Annotated in this window: 26 protein-coding genes; 11 read left to right on the plus strand and 15 right to left on the minus strand. The window is 63.4% G+C overall.

What is annotated here, in order from left to right:
- Positions 1-151 precede the first annotated feature (151 nt).
- From RI103_RS21340 to RI103_RS21355, 4 genes are all read left to right on the plus strand, one after another.
- The gene (locus tag RI103_RS21340) at positions 152-1,738 is read left to right on the plus strand and encodes an alpha/beta hydrolase (protein WP_310817429.1); all 1,587 of its coding nucleotides are present in this window, start codon (positions 152-154) and stop codon (positions 1,736-1,738) included.
- A gap of 87 nt (positions 1,739-1,825) precedes the next feature.
- A complete protein-coding gene (locus tag RI103_RS21345) occupies positions 1,826-2,818 on the plus strand; it encodes a helix-turn-helix domain-containing protein (protein WP_310817430.1) in 993 nt (330 codons plus the stop codon).
- A gap of 76 nt (positions 2,819-2,894) precedes the next feature.
- The gene (locus RI103_RS21350) at positions 2,895-4,136 is read left to right on the plus strand and encodes a Zn-dependent hydrolase (protein ID WP_310817431.1); all 1,242 of its coding nucleotides are present in this window, start codon (positions 2,895-2,897) and stop codon (positions 4,134-4,136) included.
- Positions 4,118-4,999, plus strand: coding sequence for a GNAT family N-acetyltransferase (locus RI103_RS21355; protein WP_310817432.1), 882 nt, complete (start codon positions 4,118-4,120; stop codon positions 4,997-4,999). The genes RI103_RS21350 and RI103_RS21355 overlap by 19 nt, the downstream gene beginning before the upstream one ends.
- Positions 5,000-5,071: 72 nt before the next feature.
- Here RI103_RS21355 and RI103_RS21360 read toward each other — a convergent pair whose 3' ends face one another.
- Together RI103_RS21360 and RI103_RS21365 are read right to left on the minus strand one after the other, a co-directional pair.
- Positions 5,072-5,377 carry a panthothenate synthetase gene (locus tag RI103_RS21360; protein WP_310818530.1) on the minus strand — a complete coding sequence of 102 codons (306 nt, stop codon included), beginning with the start codon at positions 5,375-5,377 and terminating at the stop codon, positions 5,072-5,074.
- Positions 5,378-5,505: 128 nt separating this feature from the next.
- Positions 5,506-6,138, minus strand: coding sequence for a methylated-DNA--[protein]-cysteine S-methyltransferase (locus tag RI103_RS21365; RefSeq protein WP_310817433.1), 633 nt, complete (start codon positions 6,136-6,138; stop codon positions 5,506-5,508).
- 279 nt (positions 6,139-6,417) lie between these two features.
- Between RI103_RS21365 and RI103_RS21370 the strand changes: the two genes are divergently transcribed.
- Complete coding sequence (locus RI103_RS21370) at positions 6,418-7,752, plus strand: leucine-rich repeat-containing protein kinase family protein (RefSeq protein ID WP_310817434.1); 1,335 nt, start codon at positions 6,418-6,420, stop codon at positions 7,750-7,752.
- A gap of 82 nt (positions 7,753-7,834) precedes the next feature.
- A complete protein-coding gene (locus RI103_RS21375) occupies positions 7,835-8,824 on the plus strand; it encodes a substrate-binding domain-containing protein (RefSeq protein ID WP_310817435.1) in 990 nt (329 codons plus the stop codon).
- Between the two features lie 69 nt (positions 8,825-8,893).
- Here RI103_RS21375 and RI103_RS21380 read toward each other — a convergent pair whose 3' ends face one another.
- Together RI103_RS21380 and RI103_RS21385 are read right to left on the minus strand one after the other, a co-directional pair.
- Positions 8,894-9,325 (minus strand): PRC-barrel domain-containing protein, encoded by a 432-nt coding sequence (locus RI103_RS21380; protein ID WP_310817437.1) that lies wholly within the window; start codon positions 9,323-9,325, stop codon positions 8,894-8,896.
- A gap of 282 nt (positions 9,326-9,607) precedes the next feature.
- A complete protein-coding gene (locus RI103_RS21385) occupies positions 9,608-10,150 on the minus strand; it encodes a hypothetical protein (RefSeq protein WP_310817438.1) in 543 nt (180 codons plus the stop codon).
- 721 nt (positions 10,151-10,871) lie between these two features.
- Between RI103_RS21385 and RI103_RS21390 the strand changes: the two genes are divergently transcribed.
- On the plus strand, positions 10,872-12,044 hold the full coding sequence (locus RI103_RS21390) for a glycosyltransferase family 9 protein (RefSeq protein ID WP_310817440.1): 1,173 nt from the start codon (positions 10,872-10,874) through the stop codon (positions 12,042-12,044).
- 153 nt (positions 12,045-12,197) lie between these two features.
- Positions 12,198-12,602, plus strand: coding sequence for an ester cyclase (locus tag RI103_RS21395; protein ID WP_310817442.1), 405 nt, complete (start codon positions 12,198-12,200; stop codon positions 12,600-12,602).
- 139 nt (positions 12,603-12,741) lie between these two features.
- Here the strand turns inward: RI103_RS21395 and RI103_RS21400 are convergent, their stop codons facing one another.
- A complete protein-coding gene (locus RI103_RS21400) occupies positions 12,742-13,968 on the minus strand; it encodes an FAD-dependent oxidoreductase (protein WP_310817444.1) in 1,227 nt (408 codons plus the stop codon).
- Between the two features lie 305 nt (positions 13,969-14,273).
- On the opposite strand from RI103_RS21400, the gene RI103_RS21405 reads away from it, so the two are divergent.
- The gene (locus RI103_RS21405) at positions 14,274-14,735 is read left to right on the plus strand and encodes a MarR family transcriptional regulator (protein ID WP_310817446.1); all 462 of its coding nucleotides are present in this window, start codon (positions 14,274-14,276) and stop codon (positions 14,733-14,735) included.
- 142 nt (positions 14,736-14,877) lie between these two features.
- Here the strand turns inward: RI103_RS21405 and msrA are convergent, their stop codons facing one another.
- The 3 genes from msrA to RI103_RS21420 all read right to left on the minus strand — a co-directional run bounded on the left by msrA (position 14,878) and on the right by RI103_RS21420 (position 16,350).
- On the minus strand, positions 14,878-15,384 hold the full coding sequence (gene msrA / locus RI103_RS21410; RefSeq protein ID WP_310817448.1) for a peptide-methionine (S)-S-oxide reductase MsrA: 507 nt from the start codon (positions 15,382-15,384) through the stop codon (positions 14,878-14,880).
- A 180-nt stretch (positions 15,385-15,564) separates the two neighbouring features.
- Positions 15,565-15,837, minus strand: coding sequence for a hypothetical protein (locus RI103_RS21415; protein WP_310817449.1), 273 nt, complete (start codon positions 15,835-15,837; stop codon positions 15,565-15,567).
- Positions 15,838-15,924: 87 nt separating this feature from the next.
- Complete coding sequence (locus tag RI103_RS21420; protein ID WP_310817451.1) at positions 15,925-16,350, minus strand: Ohr family peroxiredoxin; 426 nt, start codon at positions 16,348-16,350, stop codon at positions 15,925-15,927.
- 279 nt (positions 16,351-16,629) lie between these two features.
- Here RI103_RS21420 and RI103_RS21425 point away from each other — a divergent pair, with 279 nt between their 5' ends.
- On the plus strand, positions 16,630-17,778 hold the full coding sequence (locus RI103_RS21425; RefSeq protein ID WP_310817453.1) for an FUSC family protein: 1,149 nt from the start codon (positions 16,630-16,632) through the stop codon (positions 17,776-17,778).
- A gap of 38 nt (positions 17,779-17,816) precedes the next feature.
- On the opposite strand, the gene RI103_RS21430 is transcribed toward RI103_RS21425, so the two are convergent.
- Positions 17,817-18,728, minus strand: coding sequence for a LysR substrate-binding domain-containing protein (locus tag RI103_RS21430; RefSeq protein WP_310817455.1), 912 nt, complete (start codon positions 18,726-18,728; stop codon positions 17,817-17,819).
- A gap of 91 nt (positions 18,729-18,819) precedes the next feature.
- On the opposite strand from RI103_RS21430, the gene RI103_RS21435 reads away from it, so the two are divergent.
- Entirely contained in the window at positions 18,820-19,920 is a 1,101-nt protein-coding gene (locus tag RI103_RS21435; RefSeq protein ID WP_310817456.1) for a nitronate monooxygenase, read from the plus strand.
- Between the two features lie 51 nt (positions 19,921-19,971).
- Here RI103_RS21435 and RI103_RS21440 read toward each other — a convergent pair whose 3' ends face one another.
- The 6 genes from RI103_RS21440 to RI103_RS21465 all read right to left on the minus strand — a co-directional run bounded on the left by RI103_RS21440 (position 19,972) and on the right by RI103_RS21465 (position 24,625).
- Positions 19,972-20,208 carry a 4-oxalocrotonate tautomerase family protein gene (locus tag RI103_RS21440; RefSeq protein WP_310817458.1) on the minus strand — a complete coding sequence of 79 codons (237 nt, stop codon included), beginning with the start codon at positions 20,206-20,208 and terminating at the stop codon, positions 19,972-19,974.
- Between the two features lie 60 nt (positions 20,209-20,268).
- Positions 20,269-20,979, minus strand: coding sequence for an SDR family oxidoreductase (locus tag RI103_RS21445; RefSeq protein WP_310817460.1), 711 nt, complete (start codon positions 20,977-20,979; stop codon positions 20,269-20,271).
- 214 nt (positions 20,980-21,193) lie between these two features.
- Entirely contained in the window at positions 21,194-22,357 is a 1,164-nt protein-coding gene (locus RI103_RS21450; RefSeq protein ID WP_310817462.1) for a patatin-like phospholipase family protein, read from the minus strand.
- Between the two features lie 312 nt (positions 22,358-22,669).
- On the minus strand, positions 22,670-23,053 hold the full coding sequence (locus tag RI103_RS21455) for a hypothetical protein (protein ID WP_310817463.1): 384 nt from the start codon (positions 23,051-23,053) through the stop codon (positions 22,670-22,672).
- Between the two features lie 73 nt (positions 23,054-23,126).
- A complete protein-coding gene (locus RI103_RS21460) occupies positions 23,127-23,570 on the minus strand; it encodes a hypothetical protein (RefSeq protein ID WP_310817465.1) in 444 nt (147 codons plus the stop codon).
- A gap of 230 nt (positions 23,571-23,800) precedes the next feature.
- Entirely contained in the window at positions 23,801-24,625 is an 825-nt protein-coding gene (locus RI103_RS21465) for an isocitrate lyase/phosphoenolpyruvate mutase family protein (RefSeq protein WP_310817466.1), read from the minus strand.
- Positions 24,626-24,874: the final 249 nt, after the last annotated feature.

The raw sequence follows: 24,874 nt of genomic DNA on the forward strand, positions 1-24,874 counted from the left end.
GGTGCCGACCGGCATCACATCGCGCACCAGTGCATGTTCGGCGATCGCCGGCGTCTGCGCGATGAGGCCGCCGCCCCCACCCGTTTACCTATACTCCTCTCACTCTGCAAGGCCGCCCAATCGTCGTCATACCAACAAGACGGAGCCTCACATGTCTGTAGCCATGCGAAGCGCGGCCCTCGGGCTGCTGACATGTTTTGCCCTGGGTGCCTGTGTCGGCGCGCCTGCCGACTCCCGATGCGGCGAAGGGTGCAAAGCGCGCGGCCAGCTTCTCGATCACCGCGTCACATTGACGCTGAGCGCCGCGGCGTTTGCGAAATTGCTGGCGTCGAGCACGGGCGGCCAGCAGCTTGCGCGGATTGCCGGTGCGCCCACGTGCGGCATCGAGATCGTAAGCTTTCGCTACCGGACCATCGGCGGCGCGGGCGAGCCTACAAACGCGAGCGGCGCGTTGATGATCCCGTCAGGAAGTTCGGCGGCATGCAGCGGACCGCTTCCTCTGATGCTCTATGCGCACGGCACCACCGCGTATCGCAATTACAACCTCGCCGATATCACGCAAACGGACCCGGGCAACGGCGACGGTGCCGGGGAAGGCATTAGCGTGGCGGCCATGTATGCGGCACAGGGCTACATCGTGGTGGCGACCAACTATGCGGGCTACGCCGGCTCCGATCTTCCGTACCACCCGTATCTGAATGCCGACCAGCAATCCGCCGATGTGATCGACTCGCTGCGGGCGGCGCGCTCGGCACTCGGCGAGGCGAAGCCGGAAAGCGGGACGCGCGAAAACGGCAAGCTATTCGTCACCGGCTATTCGCAAGGCGGCTTCGTTGCAATGGCGACGCATCGCGCGTTGCAGGCGGCCGGCGTCAAGGTGACCGCATCCGCGCCGGGTTCGGGTCCGTACGCACTCGCCGCCACCGCCGACGCGCTCATCCAAGGCGAGGTCAACCTCGGCGCGACGCTCTTCTCGACGCTGATCGTGACGGGTTATCAGCATGCTTACGGGAATCTCTACCGCCAGCCCGGCGATTTCTACGAAGCGGCTTACGCGTCGGCTATCGAAACGTTGCTGCCGAGTCTGCAGCCGCTCAACACGTTGTTCACCACGGGCAAACTGCCGTCCGCGCATCTTTTCAGCAGCGAGTCGCCTGCACCGCGGTACGTCTCGATGACGCCGCCTGTTTCGCCGCCTTTGACGCCGCTGGCCTTGAAACCGCTCTTTGCCGCGGGCTTCGGGAATGCCAACCTCGTGCGCAACGCCTATCGCCTGACACTGCTGGAGGACGCCGCCGCCAATCCCGACGGCGCATTTCCCAGCCCGACCCTTGCGATGGAACCGGCCGCGAATCCGCTGCATCCGTTGCGCCAGGCGTTCAAGCGCAACGACTTGCGCAACTGGCTGCCGCGTGCACCTGTTCTGATGTGCGGCGGCAAGTCGGATCCCACGGTGTTCTTTTTCAATGCGCGCATCGAGCAGGCGTATTGGCAGAACGCCAACGTGCCCGCGGGGCTTACGTCCGTGCTGGATGTGGACTCTCCCGTAGTCGGACCCAACGATCCGTATGCGCGCGTCAAGCAGGGATTCGCGGGCGCGAAAGCAGAGGTCGCGAGTCAGGCCGCGGCCGGCGGCGCGACCGACGGTGGCGCGTCAGCGGTGCTGCGGGCCTATCACGGTGAACTGGTCGCGTCGTTCTGCATGGTGGCGGCGCGGGCGTTCTTCGCCCAGTTCTGAGCACGCGCAAGGCCGAAATTTCGCAGCGAGCGATGTTCGCAAAGTGCGGCTATCATGCGCAGACAACGAATCTGGCTGGGAAAAACCGTGACCACCGAGTCCGTGACGAGAGATACGGCTCCTGCGAACTGCGTCCATAGCCACTTTAGTACGCGTCACGAAGCGCCGCGCGCGCAATTGCCCGCGTGGCGCGACCGTCTGGGCCATTTTCTCGATGTACCCATTTCGCGCCGGCAACTGGCCGATGGCTTCAGCGGCCAGATCGACAGCTACCGTGTGGCCGATCTGGCATTCATGGACTGTCATACCGATCCGGTCTCGCAGACGCGATCCGTCGCGCGCATATCCACGGATTCGGTGCGCCAGTTCGTATTCCACGTGGCCGTGGAAGGCACGATCGAAACCCGCACCGGGCCGCATCCGAAACGCAAAGCCACGCAGTCCACGCCGGGCATTCTCGCGCTCGATATGAACCAGCCCATGCAGATGGACCGCAATGCCTGCCGCGTGCAGGCGTTGTTCCTGCCGCGTGAGCTGGTGGAATCCGTGGTGCCGGAAGCGGAGTCGATTCATGGCAGCGTGATCGACTATCACTCGCCGCTTGCGCGCATGATTCCCGGGCAGCTGGCCGACCTGCGCCGAAGCTTGCCCGCGATGAGCGGGCCGGCGGCGTACGAGGCCATCCAGAACTGTGCATTGCTGATCGCGGCGGCGTTCGGGAAGGCGACCGGTTTGAGCGGCAATGCGCACGCCGCTGCTCGCACCGCCATGTTTGCCGCGGCGCGCCGCTATATCGATGCCCATCTCGATCAGACGGATCTGACGCCCGACAGCGTGCTCGCCGCGTCGCGGCTTTCGCGGTCCACGCTGTACCGATTGTTCGAGCCCGAGGGCGGGCTGGCCGCGTACATCCGCAACCGCAGACTGCGTGAAGCCGCCGACGATCTGCATCGATACCGGGATAGAGCGATCGTCGAGATCGCTTACGGCGTCGGCTTTGGTAGCGCGTCGGATTTCACCCGCGCGTTTCGTCGGGCTTACGATATGTCACCGAGCGACTTCCGGGCGCTGACGCGATAGGGATGGCGGCCTCCCCGATCAACCTGCCCTACGTGCGGCACGGCATCATGAACCGACAATCGAAGGAGATGAGAACGTGGTGAAGATCGATCCGGACCGCTTGCTGTCCGATCTCAAGCAACTGCGCAGTTTCGGCGCCACGGGTCCGGGCGTCGTTCGGCTGGCGCTCTCGCCGGTGGATCTGGCGTCGCGCGAATGGCTGGCCGGGCGCATGACGCAGGCGGGACTCGAGGCCGTGATCGACGGTGTCGGGACCGTGTTCGGACGCTCGCGCAAAAGCGGGCCGGCCCTCGTGATCGGCTCTCATACCGACACGCAGCCGACCGGCGGCTGGCTCGACGGCGCGATGGGCGTGATCTACGGCCTCGAGATTGCGCGAGCGCTCGCGGAAAACGAGGCGACGCGTCACTTCGCGGTGGACGTGGCGTCGTGGATCGATGAAGAAGGCACGTTCTCCGGCCTGCTCGGCAGCCGCAGTTTTGTGGGCGAGAGCGTCGACGAGGCGATCCACGGCGCCTCCAACAGGCAAGGGCAACGTCTCGAAGACGTGCTCGCAAGCGCGGGTCTGAGCGGGCGGCCGCGTGCGCGCTTCGAGCCGGGCCGGCAGGTCGCCTATCTCGAACCGCATATCGAACAGGGCGGCCGGCTGGAAGCGGCCGGGAAGTCCATCGGTGTCGTCACCACGATCGTCGGGCTGCGCGAATTGCGGCTGCGTTTCACGGGGCAGCGCAACCATGCCGGTACGACGCCCATGGCGATCCGGCGCGACGCGGGCGCGGCGCTGGTCGCCTTTATCCCGCAGATGAACGCGGCGTTCGCGCAACTCGCCGATGCCGATACCGTCTGGACGGTGGGCCGCATCGACCTCGACCCGGGCTCGCTGAGCGTCGTACCGGGCGCGGCCGAGTTGTGCCTGCAATTCCGCGACGCGAACGCCGCGCGTTTGCAGGCGATGGAAGACACGCTCGCCGGTCTGGTGCGGGACTTCAATGCGCGCGGCTCAGTGAGCGTGGAGCTGACGACCATCGACGAACCGATGCAGCCGGTGAGCATGCACGCGGCGCTCGCGGACCATCTCGCCCGCGCCGCCGACGCGGTGGCGCCGGGCCAATGGATCCGCATGCCGAGCGGCGCCGCGCACGATGCGCAGGTCATCGCCCGCTGCATGCCGGCTTGCATGATGTTCGTGCCGAGCATCGGCGGCGTGAGCCACGATTTCATCGAAGATACGGCCGAGGCGCACATCGTCCTCGGCTGCCAGGTCGCGGCCACGGCTGCGGCGGCGATTCTGCAGGAACAATGGGCGAAACGATCGTGACAAACGTGAGCGAGCAGGGCGATTTCGTCGTGCGTACGATGTCAGCCGAGGACGTCGCGTTGGCGGTCGAATGGGCCGCGCAGGAAGGATGGAACCCCGGCCTGCACGATGCCGGCTGTTTTCGCGCGGCCGACCCGGACGGGTTTTTCATCGGCGAATGGCGCGGCGAGCCGGTGGCGTGTCTATCCGCTGTCGCCTACGGCGAGAGCTTTGGCTTTATCGGCCTATATATCGTGAAACAGGCGTTTCGCGGTCGAGGCTTCGGCGTGCGCGTCTGGCAGCACGGCATGGACTATTTGCGAAACCGTAACGTCGGTCTGGACGGCGTGGTCGCTCAGCAGACGAATTACAGGAAGTCCGGATTTCAGCTTGCGTATCGCAACATCCGCTTTCAGGGCATCGCGCGAGGCATCGCTCAAGGCGAGCCTTATCCGGACTTGCTGAATGCTTCGGCGCTGCCCTTCGAATCGTTGAACAGCTACGATCGGCAGTGCTTTCCCGCAGCGCGCGAGCGCTTTCTCGCCGCATGGCTCGTGCAGCCTGGCGCGGTCGCGCGAGTCGCGGTGCGCGACGGCCGGGTGGTGGGCTACGGCGTATTGCGACGTTGCCGGACAGGTTGCAAGATCGGCCCGCTCTTCGCGGATAACGACGAGATTGCCGGCCGTCTGTTCTCCGCGTTGACGTCGAGCATTGCCGGTGAGGTGTTTTTCTTCGATGTGCCGGAGATCAATGCGGATGCAGTTGCATTGGCCGAACAGCACGGCATGACGAACGTGTTCGAAACCGCGCGGATGTACACGCAGGCACCGCCCGTCATTTCCATTGAACGCGTGTTCGGCGTGACTTCGTTCGAGCTGGGCTGATCGCCTGGCGATTGCGCTTTTCTAGTTGCGTGATCATCGGCGGTGCCGGTCGCGAACCGCCGACGGCCAGCACTATTTCCATTTCGAGCCGAGATTCTCCAGGCCGGCTTTCTGCAGGTCTTCCGGCAGCATCGCAATGCGTATTTCGCAGTCGGCGTTGAATTTCAGAAACCACGGCTCCGCGAGTGCGGGAATCGACGATGCGCTGTCGATATCCACCACTACCACTGCGCCGCGAGCCCCGCTCTGCTCGGTGAAGTACACGGCTTCCGGCTTTGTCTCTTCCAGTATTTTTCCGACCACTTGCCCGACGGTGCCTTCGCGCACCAGGGTGTTGAACGGTTCGTTTGGGATTCGTATGTTGAGAAGCATGCGCATGTCGTCCTCCTTGTTGACGCCCAAAGGGCATCTTAAGGATAGGTGCTTTATGCGGACCGCAATGTGATCTGTCACGCAGCGTCAACGCGACGCAGTGAGCTCGCGGTCATCGCCCGTCATGCATCCGGTCAATTTCCGAAGAGCGAGGCTTGCGTGCCGCGGCTCGGCGCGTGGCGTGTGGGTTTCGTCTCAGCTTGGGACTTCACCTGAGCCTTGATCCCGGCCCTTGCTTCGAGCGCGAACATGTCCGTTTGCCCGTCCACCCCCGCTTCGAGCGATGTCTGTCCGGCCTCGAGCGACAGCAGAAGCATCTTGTTCGCCAATCCGCCGGCAAACCCGGTCAATTCACCGGACGCGCCGATCACCCGGTGGCACGGCGCCACGATGGAGATCGGATTTCTGCCGTTCGCCGCGCCAACCGCCCGCACCGCGTTGACGTTGCCGATCTGCATTGCGATTTCCGCATAGCTGCGCGTCTGGCCGAACGGTATGGTCAACAGCGCGGCCCAGACCTGCTTCTGAAAGTCCGTTCCCTGGAAGGTGAGCGGAAGGTCGAATTCGTGCCGCGTGCCGGCGAAATACTCGTTCAACTGCCGTTCGGTCTCGATCAGCACAGGCCGGTCATTCGCTTCGACCAGCTCCCCGAGACGCACCCGGTTCGGCTTGTCGTTCTCCCACAGAATGGCGGCGAGGCGGTCGCCGAGTGCGACGAGTTTCAACTGGCCGACGGGCGAGTCCATCAATTTGTAGGCGTATGTCACTTTGCTTGCTCCTGACTGGTTGGAGGCACCGATGCTGCAAGGCGAGTCTGCGATACGCGCGCCAGCTGCGCCGATATTCAACAGTGTGGGCCTCGTGCTCGCTGAAGGCGCTCCGAATCTTGCTGTCCAAGTCCGCGCGACCGATGACGGCCTGCGGCTCGTTGTTCTGGACGGGACGATGCATCACTGTACAGCGCTTTTCGCGCCAGGCCCGCGACTCAGTAGAATTGATACCCTTGATATTGAAGCGCACCGGCAACCGGACCTCTTTCCACGACTGTGACGACGACACTTGAACAATTGCGGGCCGGCCAGCTCGCGGGCACGCGCCGGCTGAAACTGGCCTGCGGCCTGACTGAATTTCCGCGCGAGATTTTCGACCTCGTCGACACACTGGAAGTTCTTGACCTGTCGGGCAACGCGCTCACGTCGCTACCGGACGATCTGCCACGGCTTACCAGGCTGCGCATTCTCTTCGGCTCCGACAACCCATTTACCGAGTTGCCGGAAGTGCTCGGACAGTGTTCGCAATTGAGCATGGTCGGCTTCAAGGCCAACCGCATTCGGCGCGTGTCGGGCAAAGCGCTCCCGCCGCGATTGCGCTGGTTGATCCTCACCGACAACGAGATCGAAGCGTTGCCCGCTGAAATCGGCGGATGTACGCAGTTGCAAAAGCTGATGCTGGCGGGCAACCGTCTGCGGACGCTTCCCGAAGCATTGGCCGCCTGCTCACGGCTCGAATTGCTGCGTCTCGCGGCGAATCAGTTCAGCGAACTGCCGCCCTGGTTGCTGCGCCTGCCACGGCTGTCCTGGCTGGCGTACGCCGGCAATCCGTTTAGCGAAGCGCTCGAAGCGCAGGCGTTGATCGACACACAGATCGCCGCGATTCCATGGCATGACCTGAAGCTCGAAGCGCCGTTGGGCGAGGGCGCCTCCGGTGTCATCTATCGCGCGAAGCTTGCTGGACAGCGCGGCGACTCCCGCGCTGTCGCGGTGAAACTGTTCAAGGGTGCGGTCACCAGCGATGGCTTGCCCGACTGCGAGATGGCAGCCTGCATCCGTGCGGGCGATCATGCGAACCTGATCCCGGTGACGGGGAAAGTGAAGGATCATCCGGCAGGCACGCACGGCCTCGCGATGGAACTGATCGATCCTCAGTTCAGAAACCTTGCCGGTCCTCCGAGCCTCGAATCCTGCACGCGCGATGTCTATGGCGCCGACGTACGCTTCGCTGCGGCTTCGGCGCTGGGCATTGCGCACGGTATGGCGTCCGCGGCGTGTCATCTGCATGAGCAAGGCATCATGCATGGCGATCTGTACGCTCACAATATCCTGTACGGCGGACAGGGTCGCGCCTTGCTGGGAGATTTCGGTGCGGCCTCGTTCTACGCTTTGGGCGATCGGAACATGGGCCTCGCGCTTGAACGCCTGGAAGTTCGAGCCTATGGTTGTCTGCTCGAAGAGTTGCTCGAACGATGCGACTGGCCGGACGCGCAGGCGAACACCCGGGCGCTGCTGGTGGAGTTGAAGGACAATTGCTTGAGCGAGGCTATCGACAGCCGGCCGTCGTTCGACGAAATCGCCGCGCGTTTGCTGACGCTGAAGGGCGATTGATGAGCGGCAGACGGTATCATGGCCGCCTTTCGCGCGAGTGTAAAACTGCGATTCGTCGGGCCGGTCCAGAAGGAGAAATTCGATGATGCAGAAGACGCCCCGCAGGACGTCCTCTTGGGGAATGCGCCGCCGTGTGTTGCTTGCCGGCGCGCTGGCCGCGGCCGGCATCAGCGGCGCGGCAGATGCAGCGGTCACGCCGGGCAGCAAGCTCAAGATCGCGCTCGTGCTGAAGTCGCTGGGCGATCCGTTCACGGTGGCGATGGCGAACGCCGCGCAGAACTACCAGCAGCATTACGCATCGCAATTTGGACTGACGGTGCGCGGCACGGCCACCGAAAGCGACACGGCTGGGCAGATCCGCATGGTCGAGGAGATGATCAAGGCGAAGATGAACGCGATCGTCATCGCACCTTCCGATTCGAAGGCGCTGACGGCGGTCGTCGCGCGCGCGGTCAAGGCGGGCATCATCACGGTCGCCATCGACAATCCACTCGACGAGGCGTTTCAGGGCGCGGCCGGCATTACCGTGCCGTTTGTCGGTCCGAACAATCGCAAGGGTGCGCAGGAGGTGGGCAACTATCTGGCGCAGCGGCTCAAGGCGGGCGATCAGGTGGGCATCATCGAAGGCAGTTCAGCCGATCGCAATGCACAGCAGCGCACGGACGGCTGCAGGGACGCGATGAACGCAGCGGGTATCAACATCGTCGCCGTGCAAGCCGCCGATTGGGACTACGGGAAGGGCCGCGATGTCGCTTCGAAGATGCTCGGTGAGCATCCGCAGATTCGCGGGCTGCTGTGCGGCAACGACAATATGGCGATGGGCGCGGTCGACGCGGTTCGCGATGCGGGCAGAACCGGCGGCGTCTACATCACCGGCTACAACGATATCGATGCGATCAAGCCGTTGATCGCCGATGGCCGCGTGCTCGCCACGATCAATCAGTTCGCCGCGCGGCAAGCCGTATTCGGCCTCGACGTGGCGTTGAAGGCGGTCACTGAACAGAAGAAGCAGAGCGAGTTGTCGAGCGTGATCGAAACACCGCTGCAACTCGTCACGGCCGCGAATCACTGACCGCGCGCCTTTACACGGCTGCGCGGAAAGTGAGCCGTCTCGCTCTCGTTGTACGGCCTGCCGCCTCGGTTATTCCACTTTGACCTTGTGCGGCTTGGTTGCTTTTTCGAGTTTGTTGTACTCGAATTCAGGTACTGACTTCAGCGCATCCTTGGTCGCGCCGGCGAGGAACAGATTGCCGTCGCGGATCTCGAAGTGATCGACCGGGATCGCCACATAGTGCTTGCCCATGCCGAGGAAGCCGCCCACCGACACGACCGCATACGTCGCCTTACGGTCCGGTGAAATGATCACGTCATAGATGCTGCCGACCTTGTCGTTCAAGTCGTTGTAGACCGGTTGGTCGACAAGTGCGCGCCGCACGCTCCAGCCTTTCAGCAGCGCATTGGTTTGCTCGACGGTGCCGCCGAGCGGTTGCAGTCCGGCAACCTGCGCATAGGCGCCTTGCGATGCGCAGATCGCGGCGAGAGCGGTCGCGCAGATCAGTGTTTTTGCTTTCATTTTCGGCTCCAGGTTGTCTGTCGAACGGTCAGCTTCGTACCACGGTATGCGGAAGCACGTGACGTGCCCGGGGTCCGACGGGGTGCCGGCGGGGTCCTGGATTGGGGCCGTGCCGATCGCCGGCGCGGTGCTGGCCTGATGCCAGTGTTCACCGGACGCGCGAATCGTCTGGCAGTCGAGACTTGCAGATAGCGATGCTTCGATCACCTGCACCGGTCGCCTTTCATGTCGCGAGCATCGACCGGCCAGGACGGATGAAGCGTAGCGACGCCACGGCTTCGCTCAACGGAAACTGAAGTTGTCCACCTTGCGGCCTTCCATGTTCACCTGCACGGCCTGCTGGCAGCTCGATCCGCACGGCGTGCCGTCGATCGGCTTCGTGGAAGAAGGTACGGTCTCCGTAGCAATCAGCGCTTTGACGACCCTGCCGTCGTCGGTGATGATCATCTCAAGGGCGAGGATGACGCCGCTGTCGTACGTGATGGTCATGGTGCCGGTGCAATTGCTGTTGACCGTGTAGGTGCCGTGCTGGTTCGAATTGAAGTCGCTCGTCTTCGGCACGCCGTTAATGTTGCCGAAGTCGGTCCGTGAAAATTGGCCGGAGCCGTCGAACGACAGGATCGCGACGTCGTTGAGAATCGATGGCGTCTTGAACGGATGGAAGCCGTCCTGATCCAGCAATCCGAGAATCCGCCCCTCGGCGCTGAAACCGTACGCGCCTTTCAGGGTGGCCGCCGAGCATCGGCCGTCGGCGAGTGCTGCGTCGCTGAGCGAGAGAAGTGCCACAGCCGCTAACGAAATCAGCCGCAAACGCTTGCAGTTCATGTTCATCTCCTTGTCATCGATCGGACTCTCGATCTGAATGAACAGACGCAGGGTCCGCGTTATCAATCTGAATTGAGAACACCGTTCGGACAAAACGTCAGACGCAGTGATACGCCGCTGCCGCCTCGTGGGCGCGCAGCGCTGCGTAAGCGGAACCTGTCGAGAGGGCCGTCTGTTTTCGGACAAAAAGGTGGCATGCCCGGTTGTCCTCTTGCGACAACAGGCACGGCAGAGGCCGCACGTTTTAGATCGGGAACGACTTCACCGGGGGGATGATTGATTGCCGGTGTCGGCAGGCGCGTGCTGAGCAACCGCACGGCAATCCGCGCTTGGATGACTTTGTGAGTCGATCGCGAACGCATGAAGGGCACGTCGCTCATCCCATTGTAGGCCGGGCTTGCGCAAATATCGGACAAGAAGTAGGCGGGTTCCCTTTCATGTTTCTGACTGCGGACAAAGGCGGCAGGATCCTTGCGCGGCTCGAATCCGGTTCACGTCCCGCGTGATATCCCTTAGCAATACGACAAGATCGAGCGGTCGCTTTTCGATTCAACGGACGGACACGCAGTCAGCGGCTCTGTACGCCTGGCCACAGAATGCGATCTGGCAACCATGCACAATCGGAACGATATCCGGGCGGCGCCCGCGGCGCACCGACGCCCTGCGCGCCGGGCCGCCTGCCGGGGGCGAGGGCACCGCCATCTGCCGCATTGGAGAAGCAATGGGTTGGAAAAGTCTGCTGATCGAAACGCCGGTCTGGTTGATGGGCCGCTTCTATCCGCCACGGTTCGATCCGAATCGAGACACGCCGCGCGAGATTCTCGTGCTGCGTCCGAACGATTTCGGCGAACTGCTCACCACCACGCCGCTCTTCGAGGCGCTGCGCAAGCGCTTTCCGACGACGCGCCTGATCGCCGGCGTGGGCAGTTGGGGGCGTCCGATACTCGAGAACAACCCCTTCGTCGACGAGATCGTGGAGATCGACGCGCCCTGGAACAACAAGCTGGTCGAGGATCGCTCGCACGGCAACGTATTGCGTTTTTTGTGGAAGTCCCCACAGGTCGCCGCATTGCGCGCGCGCGGCGGCTTTGATGTGGGTATCGATGTGCTCGGCAGCTACATGGGCGCGCTGCTGATGATGCGCACGGGCGTGCGGTATCGCATCGGCGTGCGCGGCTATCGCGGCGGCTGGAGCGGGTGTCAGGCGTTTATCGAATTCGCCGCCCGGCCATGTGGACGTGCCGCGCTCGCGCAGGGCGAACTGCTCGGCGCAACGGCGCTGCCGCATGCGCGCCCCCAGCTGTTCCTGACCGACGACGAGCGTGCAACCGCCGCGCGGATCTGGCATGCGGGTAACGTGCCGGGCCGCCGCACCGTGCGGCTGATCGTCGGCGTCGGCGCCGGCGTTGCGACCAAGGCATGGGACGCACGCCAGGTCGGCGCTGCGCTCGCGCAGATCGCGCACACACTGGAAAAAGCCGGCGCCGCGTGCGATATCGTGATTGTCGGCAGCACTGCGGATCAGGCGCGCGCAGCCGAAGCGATCGCCGCAGCGGGCCCGGGAGTGCCCGTCCGCTCGCTGGCGGGCGAGGTGCCGATGCGCGTCATGTTCGCTCTCACCGAAGCGGCCGGCTTCGTGCTGACCAATTCGTCGATGTTGATGCACGTTGCGGCCGCGTTTTGCCGCCCGACTGTCGCCGTGATCGGCGGAAGTGTGACCAAACCCGCCAGGCACGACGCCATCTGGGGCTATCCGCCGCCGTACCGCAGCGTGTCTCCCGAGCAGTATGTCGCGGGCGAGCACGCGCGGAACTGGCCGAGCGTCGAGCGGGTCGTGCAAGCGGTTCTGGAGGCGGCCGACATACAGCGGGCGCAGGTCGACGCGGCAGCCTGACGTCGTTGCCCGAATGCGCAAGGCGTTGCTACCAGGGAAGGCGCCGCATGGCGGGGGCCGCCGCTGCGATTTCCGCCCGGCTATTCCCGGCGGTAGAATTTCAATTCTTCCTGCCTTGCAGCACGGACCTTGTACAAGGACGGGGCAATTGCCATGGACACGCCTGACCTCTACAACCTCTACCGAGATTACATTGCCTGCCTGAATAAACAGGACTGGCCGAATCTCGGGCTTTACGTCGACGACGACGTGCACTACAACGGTCAGCGCATCGGCTTATCCGGTTATCGTGAGATGCTGGAGAGAGACTTCCGTGAAATTCCCGACCTTTATTTCAACATTCAGTTGTTGATTTCAGATCCGCCTTTTATAGGCAGCCGGCTCGGCTTCGCCTGTACGCCAACGGCAACGTTCCTTGGCCTCGCCGTCAACGGGAAGCGTGTTTCCTTCTCGGAGAATGTGTTCTATCAATTCCGGGGTGCAAAGATCGAGCAGGTATGGTCAGTGATAGATAAGGCGGCCATTGAAGCGCAGCTCGAATCCGATGGCGACGCTTGAGCCGTAGATCGCTGGTTTTGCGGACTTCGCGTCACATTCAGATTCGTGTCGAAGAACTTCAGCGCCGCATTTCCCGTGTACTTGTGCAGTTTGATGCGATCCACGCCGGGCGCATCGGTACACACTTCCAGCCATGTCTTCAGCGGGCGGCGGCAGTCGGCGGCGGTGTCTGCACGACGGGCGCGGCAGCTTGCAGGATGTCCTCTCGAAGGCCAGTGCGCGGCGGGTAGATGCGCATGCAGTTGATGGTTTGCTTGGTCGCTTTGGCCGCTTCGCCTTCGGACACCAGATGCCGGTCCCAGCCCTCCGTGTACACGGCACCCCAAGGACCGAGATCGAGAATGGTCGTGTACCAGTCGATATGGAGCGGCAGCATCTCACCGCCGAGCAGGTCGCAGACGACGTTGTGACCGGCATAGCGTCCCATCGGCCGGCTGTGCTGGCATGACATGACGGACGGCCGCGCACCGTCGATCAACACGCGCGCGCAATCGCCGGCAGCGAATACCTTGGGTACGTTTTCCACGCGCATGAACGCATCCACCGGGAGGCGTCCGAGAGGATCGAGTGTCGCGGGGATTTGCGCGGTCAACGCGTTCGCGCGCATGCCGCCGCACCAGATCACCGTGGCCGCTTCAATGCGTTCGCCATTCGTGAGTTCGACGCCGTTGGCGTCCACCGACTGCAAGGACACGCCGGGGAGCAGCTCGACGCCGAGGGTGTGCATGGCGCGCTCGATGACAGGCTGCGCACCGCCCATGGCCTGGCCGATCTTCGCCGAGCGATCTGCCAGTACGACGCGCACGGCGTCGCCATGCGACTCGCCCGCGATGCCGCGCAAGCGTGCCGGCAATTCGGCCGCCAGCTCGATGCCCGTCAAGCCTGCCCCGACCACCACCGCCATAAACGGACTCGCCGCGCTCGCGAGCGAAGGCAAGCCGCGCAGATGCGCAGCGAGTTTCGTTGCGCCGGAGAACGTATCGACGTCGAACGCATGCTCGGTTAAACCGGGAATATCAGGGTGGACAAGCTGGCTGCCCGCTGCAATCACGAGCCGGTCATAGGCCAGCGTCTGCGTTTGCTCTTGGGTCTGAAGCGTGATGCCGCCGTTCGCCGCATCGATGCCGGATACCGTGCCTTCGACGAGCCGCACGCCGATCGGGCCCAGAACATCGGCTAGCGGCACGCGCGTCTCGTCCAGATTCTGTTCGTAATTCCGCACGCGAATGCTGTGATACGGCGTGCCGTTGATGACGACGACTTCCACCTGCTCAGCGGGAACGCGCAATTCGTCGAGTTTGCGCGCCGCGCCCACCGCGCTCCACAGTCCGGCGAAGCCTGCGCCGATCACCACGATCCGCTTCAAGACGTTCTCCCATGGAAAATCCGTGCGAACCTTCAAGGCCATGGCGCGGCGGTCGAATTCAAGGTCATGATTGTCTGCGCAGCTAGGTTACTCGTGCCGAAGAGGACGGTGAAGCCGATCGTCAGTGCTCCTCCGCCAAATAGGCATCGCGTCGATCCGCATGCGTTCGACGCGGGACGGGTGTTCGAGTTGCGAGGCCTTGATTGCCGCGCAGTGTCACGCCAAATTTGAGCGATTACGATATAATCGCATGCGATGTATAATGTGGTAAGCGAGGCGCGAGCCTCTACCCAACGAGGATGCAGATGAAATCGACCGACCAACCCGCTTCCGCGAATGTGAAGCTCTCCGACTTCCTGTGCTTCGCGGTCTATTCCGCGAACCTGGCGTTCGGCAAGGCATACAAGCCGATTCTCGAAGAGCTTGGGCTGACCTATACGCAATACATCACGATCATCGCGTTGTGGGAGGAAGACAATCAGACCGTCAGCAGTCTGGGCGAGAAGTTGTTCCTCGAGTCCAACACGCTCACGCCGATCCTGAAGAAGCTGGAGGCGGCGGGTTACGTGCAAAGGCAGCGCGACCCCGAGGACGAGCGTCAGGTGCTGGTGGGTCTGACGAAAAGCGGTCGGCGGTTGCGCGAAAAAGGCCTGAACATGGACCTCGTCGAAGCGACCGGCCTCGCGCCGGACGACTTCGCGAAGGTGCAGAAGGCAATCGTGACGCTACGCAACAATCTCGTCAAAGCGGTTCAGAACGGGCAATGAGCGGCGCGGCCGCGCAGACCGATGCGATCACGCGGCCCATGCTTCAAAAATCGCTTTTCCAAAAAAACGGCCGGCGGACGATGTACGCGGGCTTTTCTTTTGCGCCACCGTGTTGCAGGACCGTTGGCGCTCGACTTCACCTTCAGCCGCGCTCGGGCAGCTTCCAGTTCGGCCGGACGAAATGGCATGTGTATCCGTCGGGAATGCGCTCCAGATAGTCCTGATGTTCCGGCTCGGCCTCCCAGAACGGACCGGCGGGAGCAAGCTCGGTGACGACCTTGCCAGGCCAGAGATCGGATGCGTCGACGTCGGCGATGGTGTTCTCGGCGACTCGCTTCTGCTGATCGTCGAGATAGAAGATGGCCGAGCGGTAGCTCATCCCGATGTCGTTGCCCTGGCGGTTCTTCGTCGTCGGGTCATGGATCTGGAAGAAAAATTCCAGGATCTTGCGATAGCTGATCTGGCTCGGGTCGAACACGATCTCGAGCGCCTCTGCGTGCGTGCCGTGGTTGCGGTAGGTGGCGTTGGGCACGTCGCCGCCCGTGTAGCCCACGCGCGTGGACAGCACGCCGGGGTAGCGCCGCAGCAGGTCTTGCATGCCCCAGAAGCAGCCGCCGGCCAGGATGGCAGTTTCGGTTTGTGTCGTCATTTCAATCCTTTTCGTCAGTGGCGCTGCGTCACTCGTTGGTGGTTAGCTCGCGGTTATCGAATGCGATCGCGTAAGCATGCCAGAGATTGGCCTGGGTGGCCGACCGGCACCCAAATCCCATCTTGCCGCCATTGCCATGCGTGTAGCCGGCCGAGCCTTTGCTGCGGCCGGCTGTGCGCTCTAATGACGTGCATAAAGATTGTCGTGGGGCGCGACGGCCGCACGGCTCGCGGATTCTGCGTGACCGGAGACGACACCGCCGTACGCCGCTTGCGAGCCGGCTGCGTCGTCGGCGCTCGCCGCGACGGTTTGCGCGCTCTGGCCGCGTTGCGACGCCGGGGCGCCGACCGAGGGCCGATAGAAGGGGGCCGGGCCATAGCCGCTGGCGAACGCGGGCGCGGCGGCGGAAGCGGAAAGTGCGACGAGCAATGCAGCAACGAGTTTGGTTTTCATGATGGTATGCCGATAAAAGATGTTCGATGAGCGGCGCGAGCCTTGCCGGAGCGCGCCCTGAAATGCCGGTTCAGTGACCAATACGGATCAAACGAGGTTGACGACGACGTCGATGTTTCCCCGTGTCGCTTTCGAGTACGGGCAGATTTCGTGCGCTTCATGCGCGATGGCCTCGGCGACTTCGCGCGCCACGCCCGGCACGCTGACGTCGAAGCGGGCCTGCAGGAAGTAGGCGTCACCGGTCATGCCCAGATCCACCTCGATATCCACGGACAGATCGGCCGGAAGCGCCACCTTCTTCGACTGAGCCACGAGGCCGATCGCGGAGATGTAGCAGGCCGACCAGGCGCCCGCGAACAGCTGCTCGGCGGTCGGATGCGCCTGGACGGCCGGGAACGCGATGTCATCGCCGCCGCCCTTGGCTGCCGACAGATTGAGGTCGACGCGGCCGCCGCGGCCGCTGAACGTCGTGTGGGTTTTGCCGGTGAGCAGGACAGTTTCGATCTTGGTCATGATGGATTCCTTGGTGGAGAGAGGTGTCAAGTTGCTTTAAATCGCATGCGATGTAATCGCATGCGTCGAATAATGATGGAGAAGTTTGGTCTTGTCAAGCGCATGAGATTAAATCGCATGCGATTTTTGAGGATCGGAGCCACGATGGGTCCGATGGCCGTCACGACGCGGTCGTCGAACCTGGCGGGTGATTCAGCCCTTTGACAACGATTTCCGGCCGCTCCGCGCCGTTTCGATCGACTAGACTACGAGGTAGCCCAATTCGACGCGCACAACGCCGTGAAGCGAAAGGTGATCCTCGAGGACGACAAGGAGATCGGCGCCGACGCACGAAGTCGCGCGGCGAGCGATGGCATTCGAGGTGAACCGGGCGACGCGGACCGGCGCGGCGTGTTAGCACCGGTGACGGCATGGCTGGAGCAGATCGATCCCGGCACGCATCGCCGGATCAAGGGACTGCGGCTCATCACCGCCTACGGGATCGCCGCCGCGCTCGGGACCTTGCAGGACGTCACGCACGGCTTGCCCGGCGCGACGCTGGTGGGTTCGTTGGCGGGCAACTTCGCGCTGTGGGCCAGTGTCTCGGAAGCGCGCATCTCGCGGCCCGAGTCCAGCCGCGACCTGGCATTCCTGTGTGCCGCCGCCGTGCTCGGCGCGGCCATGTTCATCGGATTCGCGCCGCTCCTGCAGACAATCGGCAAGTCGGGTCCTGAACTGACGCTCGTGACGGGCGCCTTTCTGGTCGGCTACCTCAAGCGCTTCGGCATTCTGGGTGCGGGAATGGGCTCCCAGATATACATCGGCCAATTGCTGGCCTACAACGTTCATCTGACGCCGGTCGATCTGCCGGCAGTCGTGGTGGCGGGACTGATCGCGATGCTCGCGTCGATTGTTCCGCGCCTGCTCAGCGGCCCGGCGGAGCGTCCGGCCACGACGGTGCTTTCACCGGTCAACGTGCCGGATCGCTGGAAACTTTCGGCTGAACTCATCATGGGCCTGCAGGCGGCGAGCGGCGCGCTGGTCGTCGTTGCCTTGAACGAGACGATCGGACTCAAGGAGTCCGCCTGGGCGATCACGGCGAGCACATACGTGGTTGCGGGCTCGGCGAGCGGCACGGCGGAGCGCGTGCGCCGACGGATCATCGGCACCCTGGTCGGTGTTCCGCTGGGTCTGGCCTGTCTGCCGCTTGTCGAGCACGCGCCGCTGCTCGCCTGGGCCGCCGTGGCGGCCGCCATGATCATCTACGCGATGACATTGCCCGATCGCTACGACATCGCTTGCGGGGCGTTCGCCTTCACATTGATCGTGACATTGGCGATCGGCGGCGTGCATTCCATTTCGGTTCTAGGCGCGCGCGCCTGGGAGACGTTGCTTGGCGGGGTGCTCGGACTGCTCGCGGCGAAGTTCATCTTCCCGCTGCGCCTGTGACGCCCGTCGTGAAGAGCGCGGCGTGCAACCTCGCAAGCCTACGATCCCAGCTTTTCCATCAGGAAGTCGACGAAACTCCGCACGCGCGAGGACAGATGCCGCGCATGCGGGTAAAGCAGAACGAACGGCCGCGAACAACCACCGTAGGGAATGAGCAATTCCTTGAGCGTTCCCGCGATGAGGTCTTGCTCGACGATGAACCGATAGGTTTGGAAAATGCCCGCCCCGTGACGCGCGAGCGTTGCGCCGGCCAGCACGTCGCCCGAGCACATGTATGCGCCGCTCGTCATCGTCTCGACTATATCGTCTTCATGTTTGAACACCCAGGGGATGTTGCGGCCGGTGCTCGGCAACGCGAACTGGACACAGTCGTGATGAATCAGATCGTCCGGGGTTTTCAGTTTGGCGGCGCCACGCAGATAAGCGGGCGCAGCGACGACCACCAGTTCCGCGTCCTCGATCTTGCGCGCGATCAGACCGGAGTCGCCCGGCGCCTTGCCACGAATGGCCAGGTCGAAGCCTTCATCTCCAAAGTCGATGTTGCGGTTGCTGAGGTGCGTTTCGACGGTGACGCCCGGATAGCGCTTGCGAAACTCGGCCAGCAAGGGAAGTACGCGATAGTGCCCATACGGTGTCGGCATGCTGATGCGCAGCACGCCGGTGGGCGCCGTCTGCTGTCCGGTCGCTTCGCGCTCGGCTTCGGCGAGCTGGGCCAGCGCTTCGCGGCATTGTTCGAAGTATCGTCTTCCGGCGTCCGTCAACCGGATCTGTCGTGTGGTCCGCACAAACAATCGTACGCCGAGGCGTTGCTCGAGACGCGCGACCGTACGACTGACGGCGGCCGGTGTGACGCTCGCGGCGTTCGCGGCCTCGGTGAAACTCTCCAGTTCGGCCGCTAGACAGAACAGTTCGATACTGCCCAGAAGGACATCTTCAAATTGACGCTGCATGGTCTCTGGGCGATGTGCCTGATCGCGTTGTCTTGAAGGTTCGTGCGGAACATCAGGACTATATTGTAGTGAGACTTTATGAGGAAGCGACATGACCAATCAGACGGACAACCGTGCCTTGCTGCGCTTGCTGGGCATCGACAAACCGATCATTCAGGCGCCGATGGCCGGTGTCAGCACGCCCGCACTGGCCGCGGCAGTTTCCAATGCAGGCGGCCTTGGTTCGCTCGGCGTCGGCGCGATGAACGCTGACGGCGCGCGCAAGGTCATCAGGGAGACGCGTGCACAGACGGACAAGCCGTTCAACATCAACGTTTTCTGCCATCAGCCTGCGCAAGCAGACGCGGCGGTCGAGCAGCAATGGTTGAACTGGCTTGCGCCGCATTTCAAAAAGTATGGAGCAACGCCGCCGGCCAAGCTGTCGGAGATCTACACGAGCTTTCTTGCGGACCCCGCCATGCTGGCGGTTTTTCTGGAGGAGAAGCCGCCGATCGTCAGTTTCCACTTCGGCTTGCCTTCGGCCGATGTCATCGCCGAACTGAGGAAAGCGGGCATCAAATTGCTTGCCAGTGCGACAAATCTTGACGAGGGGTTGCAGGTCGAAGCGGCGGGCGTCGATGCGATCGTGGCGCAAGGGATCGAGGCCGGCGGGCATCGCGGTGTCTTCGACCCGGATGCATCCGACGACCGGTTGGGCGCGTTTGCGCTGACACGTTTGCTGGTGAGCGAATGCCGGCTGCCGGTGATCGCCGCGGGCGGCATCATGGACGGCGCCGGCATTGCAGCGGCGCTCGCGCTCGGCGCTCAGGCCGCGCAGCTCGGCACGGCCTTTGTGGCGTGTCCGGAAACGTCGATCGACGAGGGTTATCGTCGCGCCATGCTTGGCGACGCGGCACGTCACACGACTTTTACGGCGGCGATCTCCGGGCGGGTGGCGAGAAGCATGGCGAACAGTTTCACCGCGCTCGGCACCGGCGCGCGGTCACCCAGGCCGCCCGCGTATCCCATCGCGTACGATGCCGGGAAAGCGCTGCATGCCGCGGCGAAGGCGAAAGGAGAGTTCGGCTACGGCGCGCAGTGGGCGGGTCAGGCCGGCGCGCTGGCGAGGTCGATGCCCGCGGCGGAACTGGTCGCGCAGCTGGAACGCGAACTGAAGCAGTGCGTCGAGCAGTTGCGGCAGTTCGCGGACTAAAGGACTGGAGAGCCCACGGATCGACGGGTTGAACGATGCGCGTCCCGACGTTCAACCCGGCTTCTGGGCTAGCTGCTTGCGATAGGCTTCGACCGGCAATCCGCCCCAGCCCCAGTTCTCGGTATTCACTTCTTCGATGACGACGAAGGTTGCTGCGAGCGGCTTGTTCAACACGTCCAGCAGCACCTGACTGACGCCTGCGATGAGCCTAGCTTTTTCGTCGGCCGTGACGGCATCGTTGCCGGGCTTGGAACCTTCGCGGGTCACCTGAATTGTCACGATAGGCATGGCGTTCTCCGTAATCCTCGGTTGACGTGGAGGGCGCCGGCAATCGGCGCCCTTGCGTGATCAGTGGCCTGCGCTCTGGCCGCCGTCGACGTGCAGGATTTCGCCCGTCACGAACGGCGCCGAATCCAGATACAGGACAGCGTTCACGATATCGCTCATTTCGCCCATATGCCCGACAGGATGCAGTGCGCCGAGCGCCGCATGCGTTTCTGGCGCATGCATCGGCGACTTGATGATGCCCGGCGAGACGGCGTTCGCGCGGATGCCCCGCTTTGCGTATTCGATCGCGAGAGACTTCGTGGCCGCGTTCAGGCCGCCCTTGGTCAGCGAAGCCAGCACCGAGGGCACGCCGTCGATTGCATGGTCGGTCAGGCTCGTCGTGACGCTGACCACGTGTCCGCTCCCATTCTTTTCCATCTCGGCGATGGCGAGCTGCGTGATGTGGAAGAAGCCGTTGAGGTTCACGGCGGTGATGGTCGCGTAGTCTTCGGCCGTATAGGTGGTGAAGGGCTTGGCGACGAAGATGCCGGCGTTGTTGACCAGCGTGTCGATGCGGCCAAAGCGGGCGATGGTTTCGGCAATCACGCGCTGCGCGGTGGCCGGGTCGGCGATATCGCCTGCGATGGTCAGGATGTTCGGATCGTCCGAGGGCTTGACCGAACGCGCGGTGGCGACGACGCGGTAGTCGAGCTTGCGAAACGCGTTGACCAGTTCCGCGCCGATGCCTTGCGATGCGCCCGTAACGACGATGACTTTTTGTGACGTGTCCATGACTAAATCTCCGGATAAGTAACCTGGGATCAAATGCTGATCGGGCCAGCGGCTCCGATGGGTATGAAATCTAGGCGCATCGGCGCCGATTTCGAACACCCGCCATGGACAAACAGTCTTGCGTGCGAGGTACAAATGGGTTCCGCGGTCGGCGGCCGCGAAGGCTTACGCCGCACCCGACGTCGCTGATCGCTGCTTGCGGCGTCAACGCGATTTATTGTGGGCTTTCCGCCGAGGCCATGCGAAAGACCGAAATGCCTTCCATCGGATCCAGCGTTTCTCGCCAGGGCGCGCGCTTCAGTAAGCGGACCGTGTCCTCATAACCGGCAAGCCAGCGCCGCTCGATGCCCGCCGACGAAAAATCGATATCCCTGTTCAGGTCATCGTTATCGAATGCCGGTGCGTCGAGTTCCAACACTTGCATGGTCGTGCCGCAACCCCAGCCGAGGAGATCGCGCACCTCCGGATCATTGAGTATCTCTTTAGGCAGGTGCTGGCCGAGTTCACGGATTACGTGACGCAGGCGGTGAATCTGTTTCTGCCGATCGAGATGACTTTCCGCGCGGCTCGAATACTGAATGTCGCGCTGCCGGCTCATGACCTGCAGGATCGATTCAGGCTCCGGACCGCTCGAAGGCCACAACTGCACCGAAAAAATCACCGAGTCGCGCCGCGGCCGGTCGTCGAGCACGGCTTCGAGCGGCGTATTCGAATAGATGCCGCCGTCCCAGTACGATTCACCTTCCAGTTGGACCGCCGGGAAGCCTGGCGGAAATGCGGCTGACGCCATCACATGTTCGACGTCCAGTAGTGCATCGCGATTGGTGAAGTACCGCATGCGTCCACTGCGGACATTGACTGTGCCGACAGTCAGTCGCGTCGTCTTCTGATTGAGGTACTCGAAATCGACCAGCGAGGACAAGGTTTCCCGCAGTGGTCCGGTTGAATAGAATGCCGCCTGATCGGAACGAACGCGTGCCTGAATGCCCGCCCAGGACTGCAGCTGTGGCGTGAAAAACGACGGCACGCCTTGAGTAAAAGTGGTGAAGTCGCGCAGCCAGTTCGCGAGTCCCGGCAGCCAGTTTGCTGCCGACTCAACGCCATGCCGCGCCACGCCGTTCCAGAACTGGGTCAATCGCGCCATTCGGTTCTCGGGCCGATTGCCGGCGATGATCGCGCCGTTTATCGCGCCGATCGACGTGCCGATGACCCAGTGAGGTTCGACTTTGCCGTCGTGAAGGGCCTGATACACGCCGGCCTGGTATGCGCCGAGGGCGCCGCCGCCCTGAAACACCAGCACAATCTGGCCGGGAATGTCCGGTGCGTCCGACCCGCTGGCTGCGTCGGTCGGACGTTCGGCGTACGTTTTGTTACCCATGGCAAACCTCCGGACACATACTGCGGTGCCGCCGATTCTGCCACGGTCCAGTCGACGCAATGGTAGAACCGATTGGTGTTCAGAAACAGCATTGCGCGAAGTGGCAATGGCATCCGGCCCGGCGATCGCACCATGCGAGCGGCGGTGATTTTAGTCAACCTTCCCTTAACTTCGGAACGATACGTGCCGCGGATATATAGTGCGGCAATACGCATTGACCTGATCCAAGGCGCTCGGCTATGGCTGGACTGTCGACACTGCGTCGCGGGCGCAAACGGGCGGGTGATCCGCTCATTCGAAAGGCGTGACGCTCTACGTTTTCGGCAGCTTGGACTGCTTGCCGCGCGCTCGCGGCTTCGGCTCGACGCCGACGCGCGGATCGCGGGCGAGCACCAGCGCCGTCAACTGTTCGGCGACGGTTTCAAACGCCGGATCGTCTTGTGGTATGTAGAGCCATTTGCCGAGCACCGGATGCGGCCGCAAAGCCGGCATTTCGTCGATGAGCGCGGCGTGCCGCTCGTGCGACGTGCACACCAGCAGGCCATTCCACGGCTTGTCTCGATCTGCGGCAATGAGGCACAAGAGTCCATCGAGATAAGCGGCGTCGCTGCCGAACATGCGCTTGCTGATGTAAGTCGGATCGCGCTCGAACGCGTCGAAGATCCAGATGAGCGAGTTGCGCACGGATGAGGGCATCGGCGTGAAGTCCTTGGCGACATGGGCGATGAGGAGCGAAAAGCATAGCACCACGTCGCCCCGCCGCCCCGCGTCAACCGGTGCAGATCACCGCGGTCAGCAGCAACGGAATGACCGAGTGCACCTGGGCGGTGCTGCCGGCCGCGCGCACGCGCTTTTCGACCGACTCGCTCGGCGCGGACAGCACGGCGCCGTACAACGGGCCCGCGAGTGCCTGGCCGCGGCCTTTCTTGAACATGCCGTCGTCCGGTTCGTAGCCGAGCACGGCGTAGACGCGAAAGCCGAAGGCGGTCATGTCGCTGCCGCGTACGGGACGAAACGCGTTGACGGAGTTCGTGTCGACCCGCATGGGATTGGACTCGATGTACTTGGCGTCGATGAGTTGCGTGATGAACGCGTGAGGACGCGTCTGACAGTCGAACTCCGCGTCGAGCGCGTAGGCATGCGACGCCAGCGGGCAGAAGCCGACGCTTGAGACGAGGAGTGCGGCAAGCACTCTGAAGGGACGAGATTCCATGGCTGACGTGCCCGAACTGCGGGCGTCGGCAGGCTGAACGCACGCTAGCCATCAGTCTCTCATGGCTGCGCGGAGAGCGTACGTGCGTCAGCGAACGATGGCCGCATCGTGCATCCGGGACGCAAGCCGCGGCGCTCTTCAGCTTGCGCGATGCGAGACCGTCCAGGAGGAACCCGACCGCGGCGCTACGAGTTGCCTTCGCCGGCTGCCGCGCGCCGCGTCACCGCGCTTCACGCGCGGTCCTGAAACAGCTCGTTGAGTTGCGAGCCGGGTGCCGCGCCGGCAAAGCCGTCGAAGCGGCCTTGGGCCAGCGCTTGCGCCGCCTGCATGAAACCGCCCCACGCCGCGCGCGCGAGCGCCCCGCCGACGCTGATGCGCCGCACGCCGAGCGCGGCCACGTCCTGCAGCGTCAACGCCGATGTCGAACCGATCAGCAGATTGACGGGCTTCGGCGCCACGGCGGCGACCACGGCTTCGATCTGCTCGCGCGTCTGGATGCCCGGCGCGTAGAGACAGTCGGCGCCGGCCGCGGCATAGGCTTTGAGGCGCGCGATCGCATCGTCGAGATCGGGCGAGCCGGCGAAGAAGTTCTCCGCCCGGCCGACCAGCAGCGTATCGCCACCGTTTTCGTCGATGGCGCGGCGTGCAGCGCGGATGCGCTCGACGGCGACCTCGATAGGGAAGAGCGGCGCGGCGGCGTTGCCGGTGGAATCTTCGATCGACAGGCCGGCAATGCCGGTTTCGACGGCGAGCCTGACGCTTTCCGCGACCTCGTTCGGCGTGCTGCCGAAGCCGTTCTCGAAGTCCGCGTTGACGGGCAGGTCTGTTGCTTCGACGATCTTGCGCAAATGCGCGAGGATGGCCTCGCGGGGCAAGCTGTTGTCGGCGTGTCCGGTGGACCAGGCAAAGCCGGAACTGGTCGTGGCGAGCGCCTGGAAGCCGAGCGTATGCAGATAGCGCGCGCTGCCGGCATCCCACGGATTGGGCAGGATGAAACAACCGGACGCATGCAGGGCTTTGAACGCGGCGCGCTTCTCGACGACGGTGCGGGACATGGCGTATCTCCTGAAAACGGACGAGCCTGAGCCGCCCGTACTGATTATGCGATCTCGAGGTCCACGACCCGGAAGCCGGTTTCGGTATCCGCGCCGCAACGCATCGCCGACGTGGCGATGCGGGTTGTGCTGGTGTCATCATCCGCGAAATTTGTCCGTTTGTGTGCGACATACGTATGCTCGGACAGGCACGGCGGGCAGCCTCAAGCTGCGCGTGAGCGGGCGCCGCGCCGCCGCCGTGATGACGGC

The organism is Paraburkholderia sp. FT54, assembly GCF_031585635.1.
Taxonomy (GTDB): Bacteria; Pseudomonadota; Gammaproteobacteria; order Burkholderiales; family Burkholderiaceae; genus Paraburkholderia.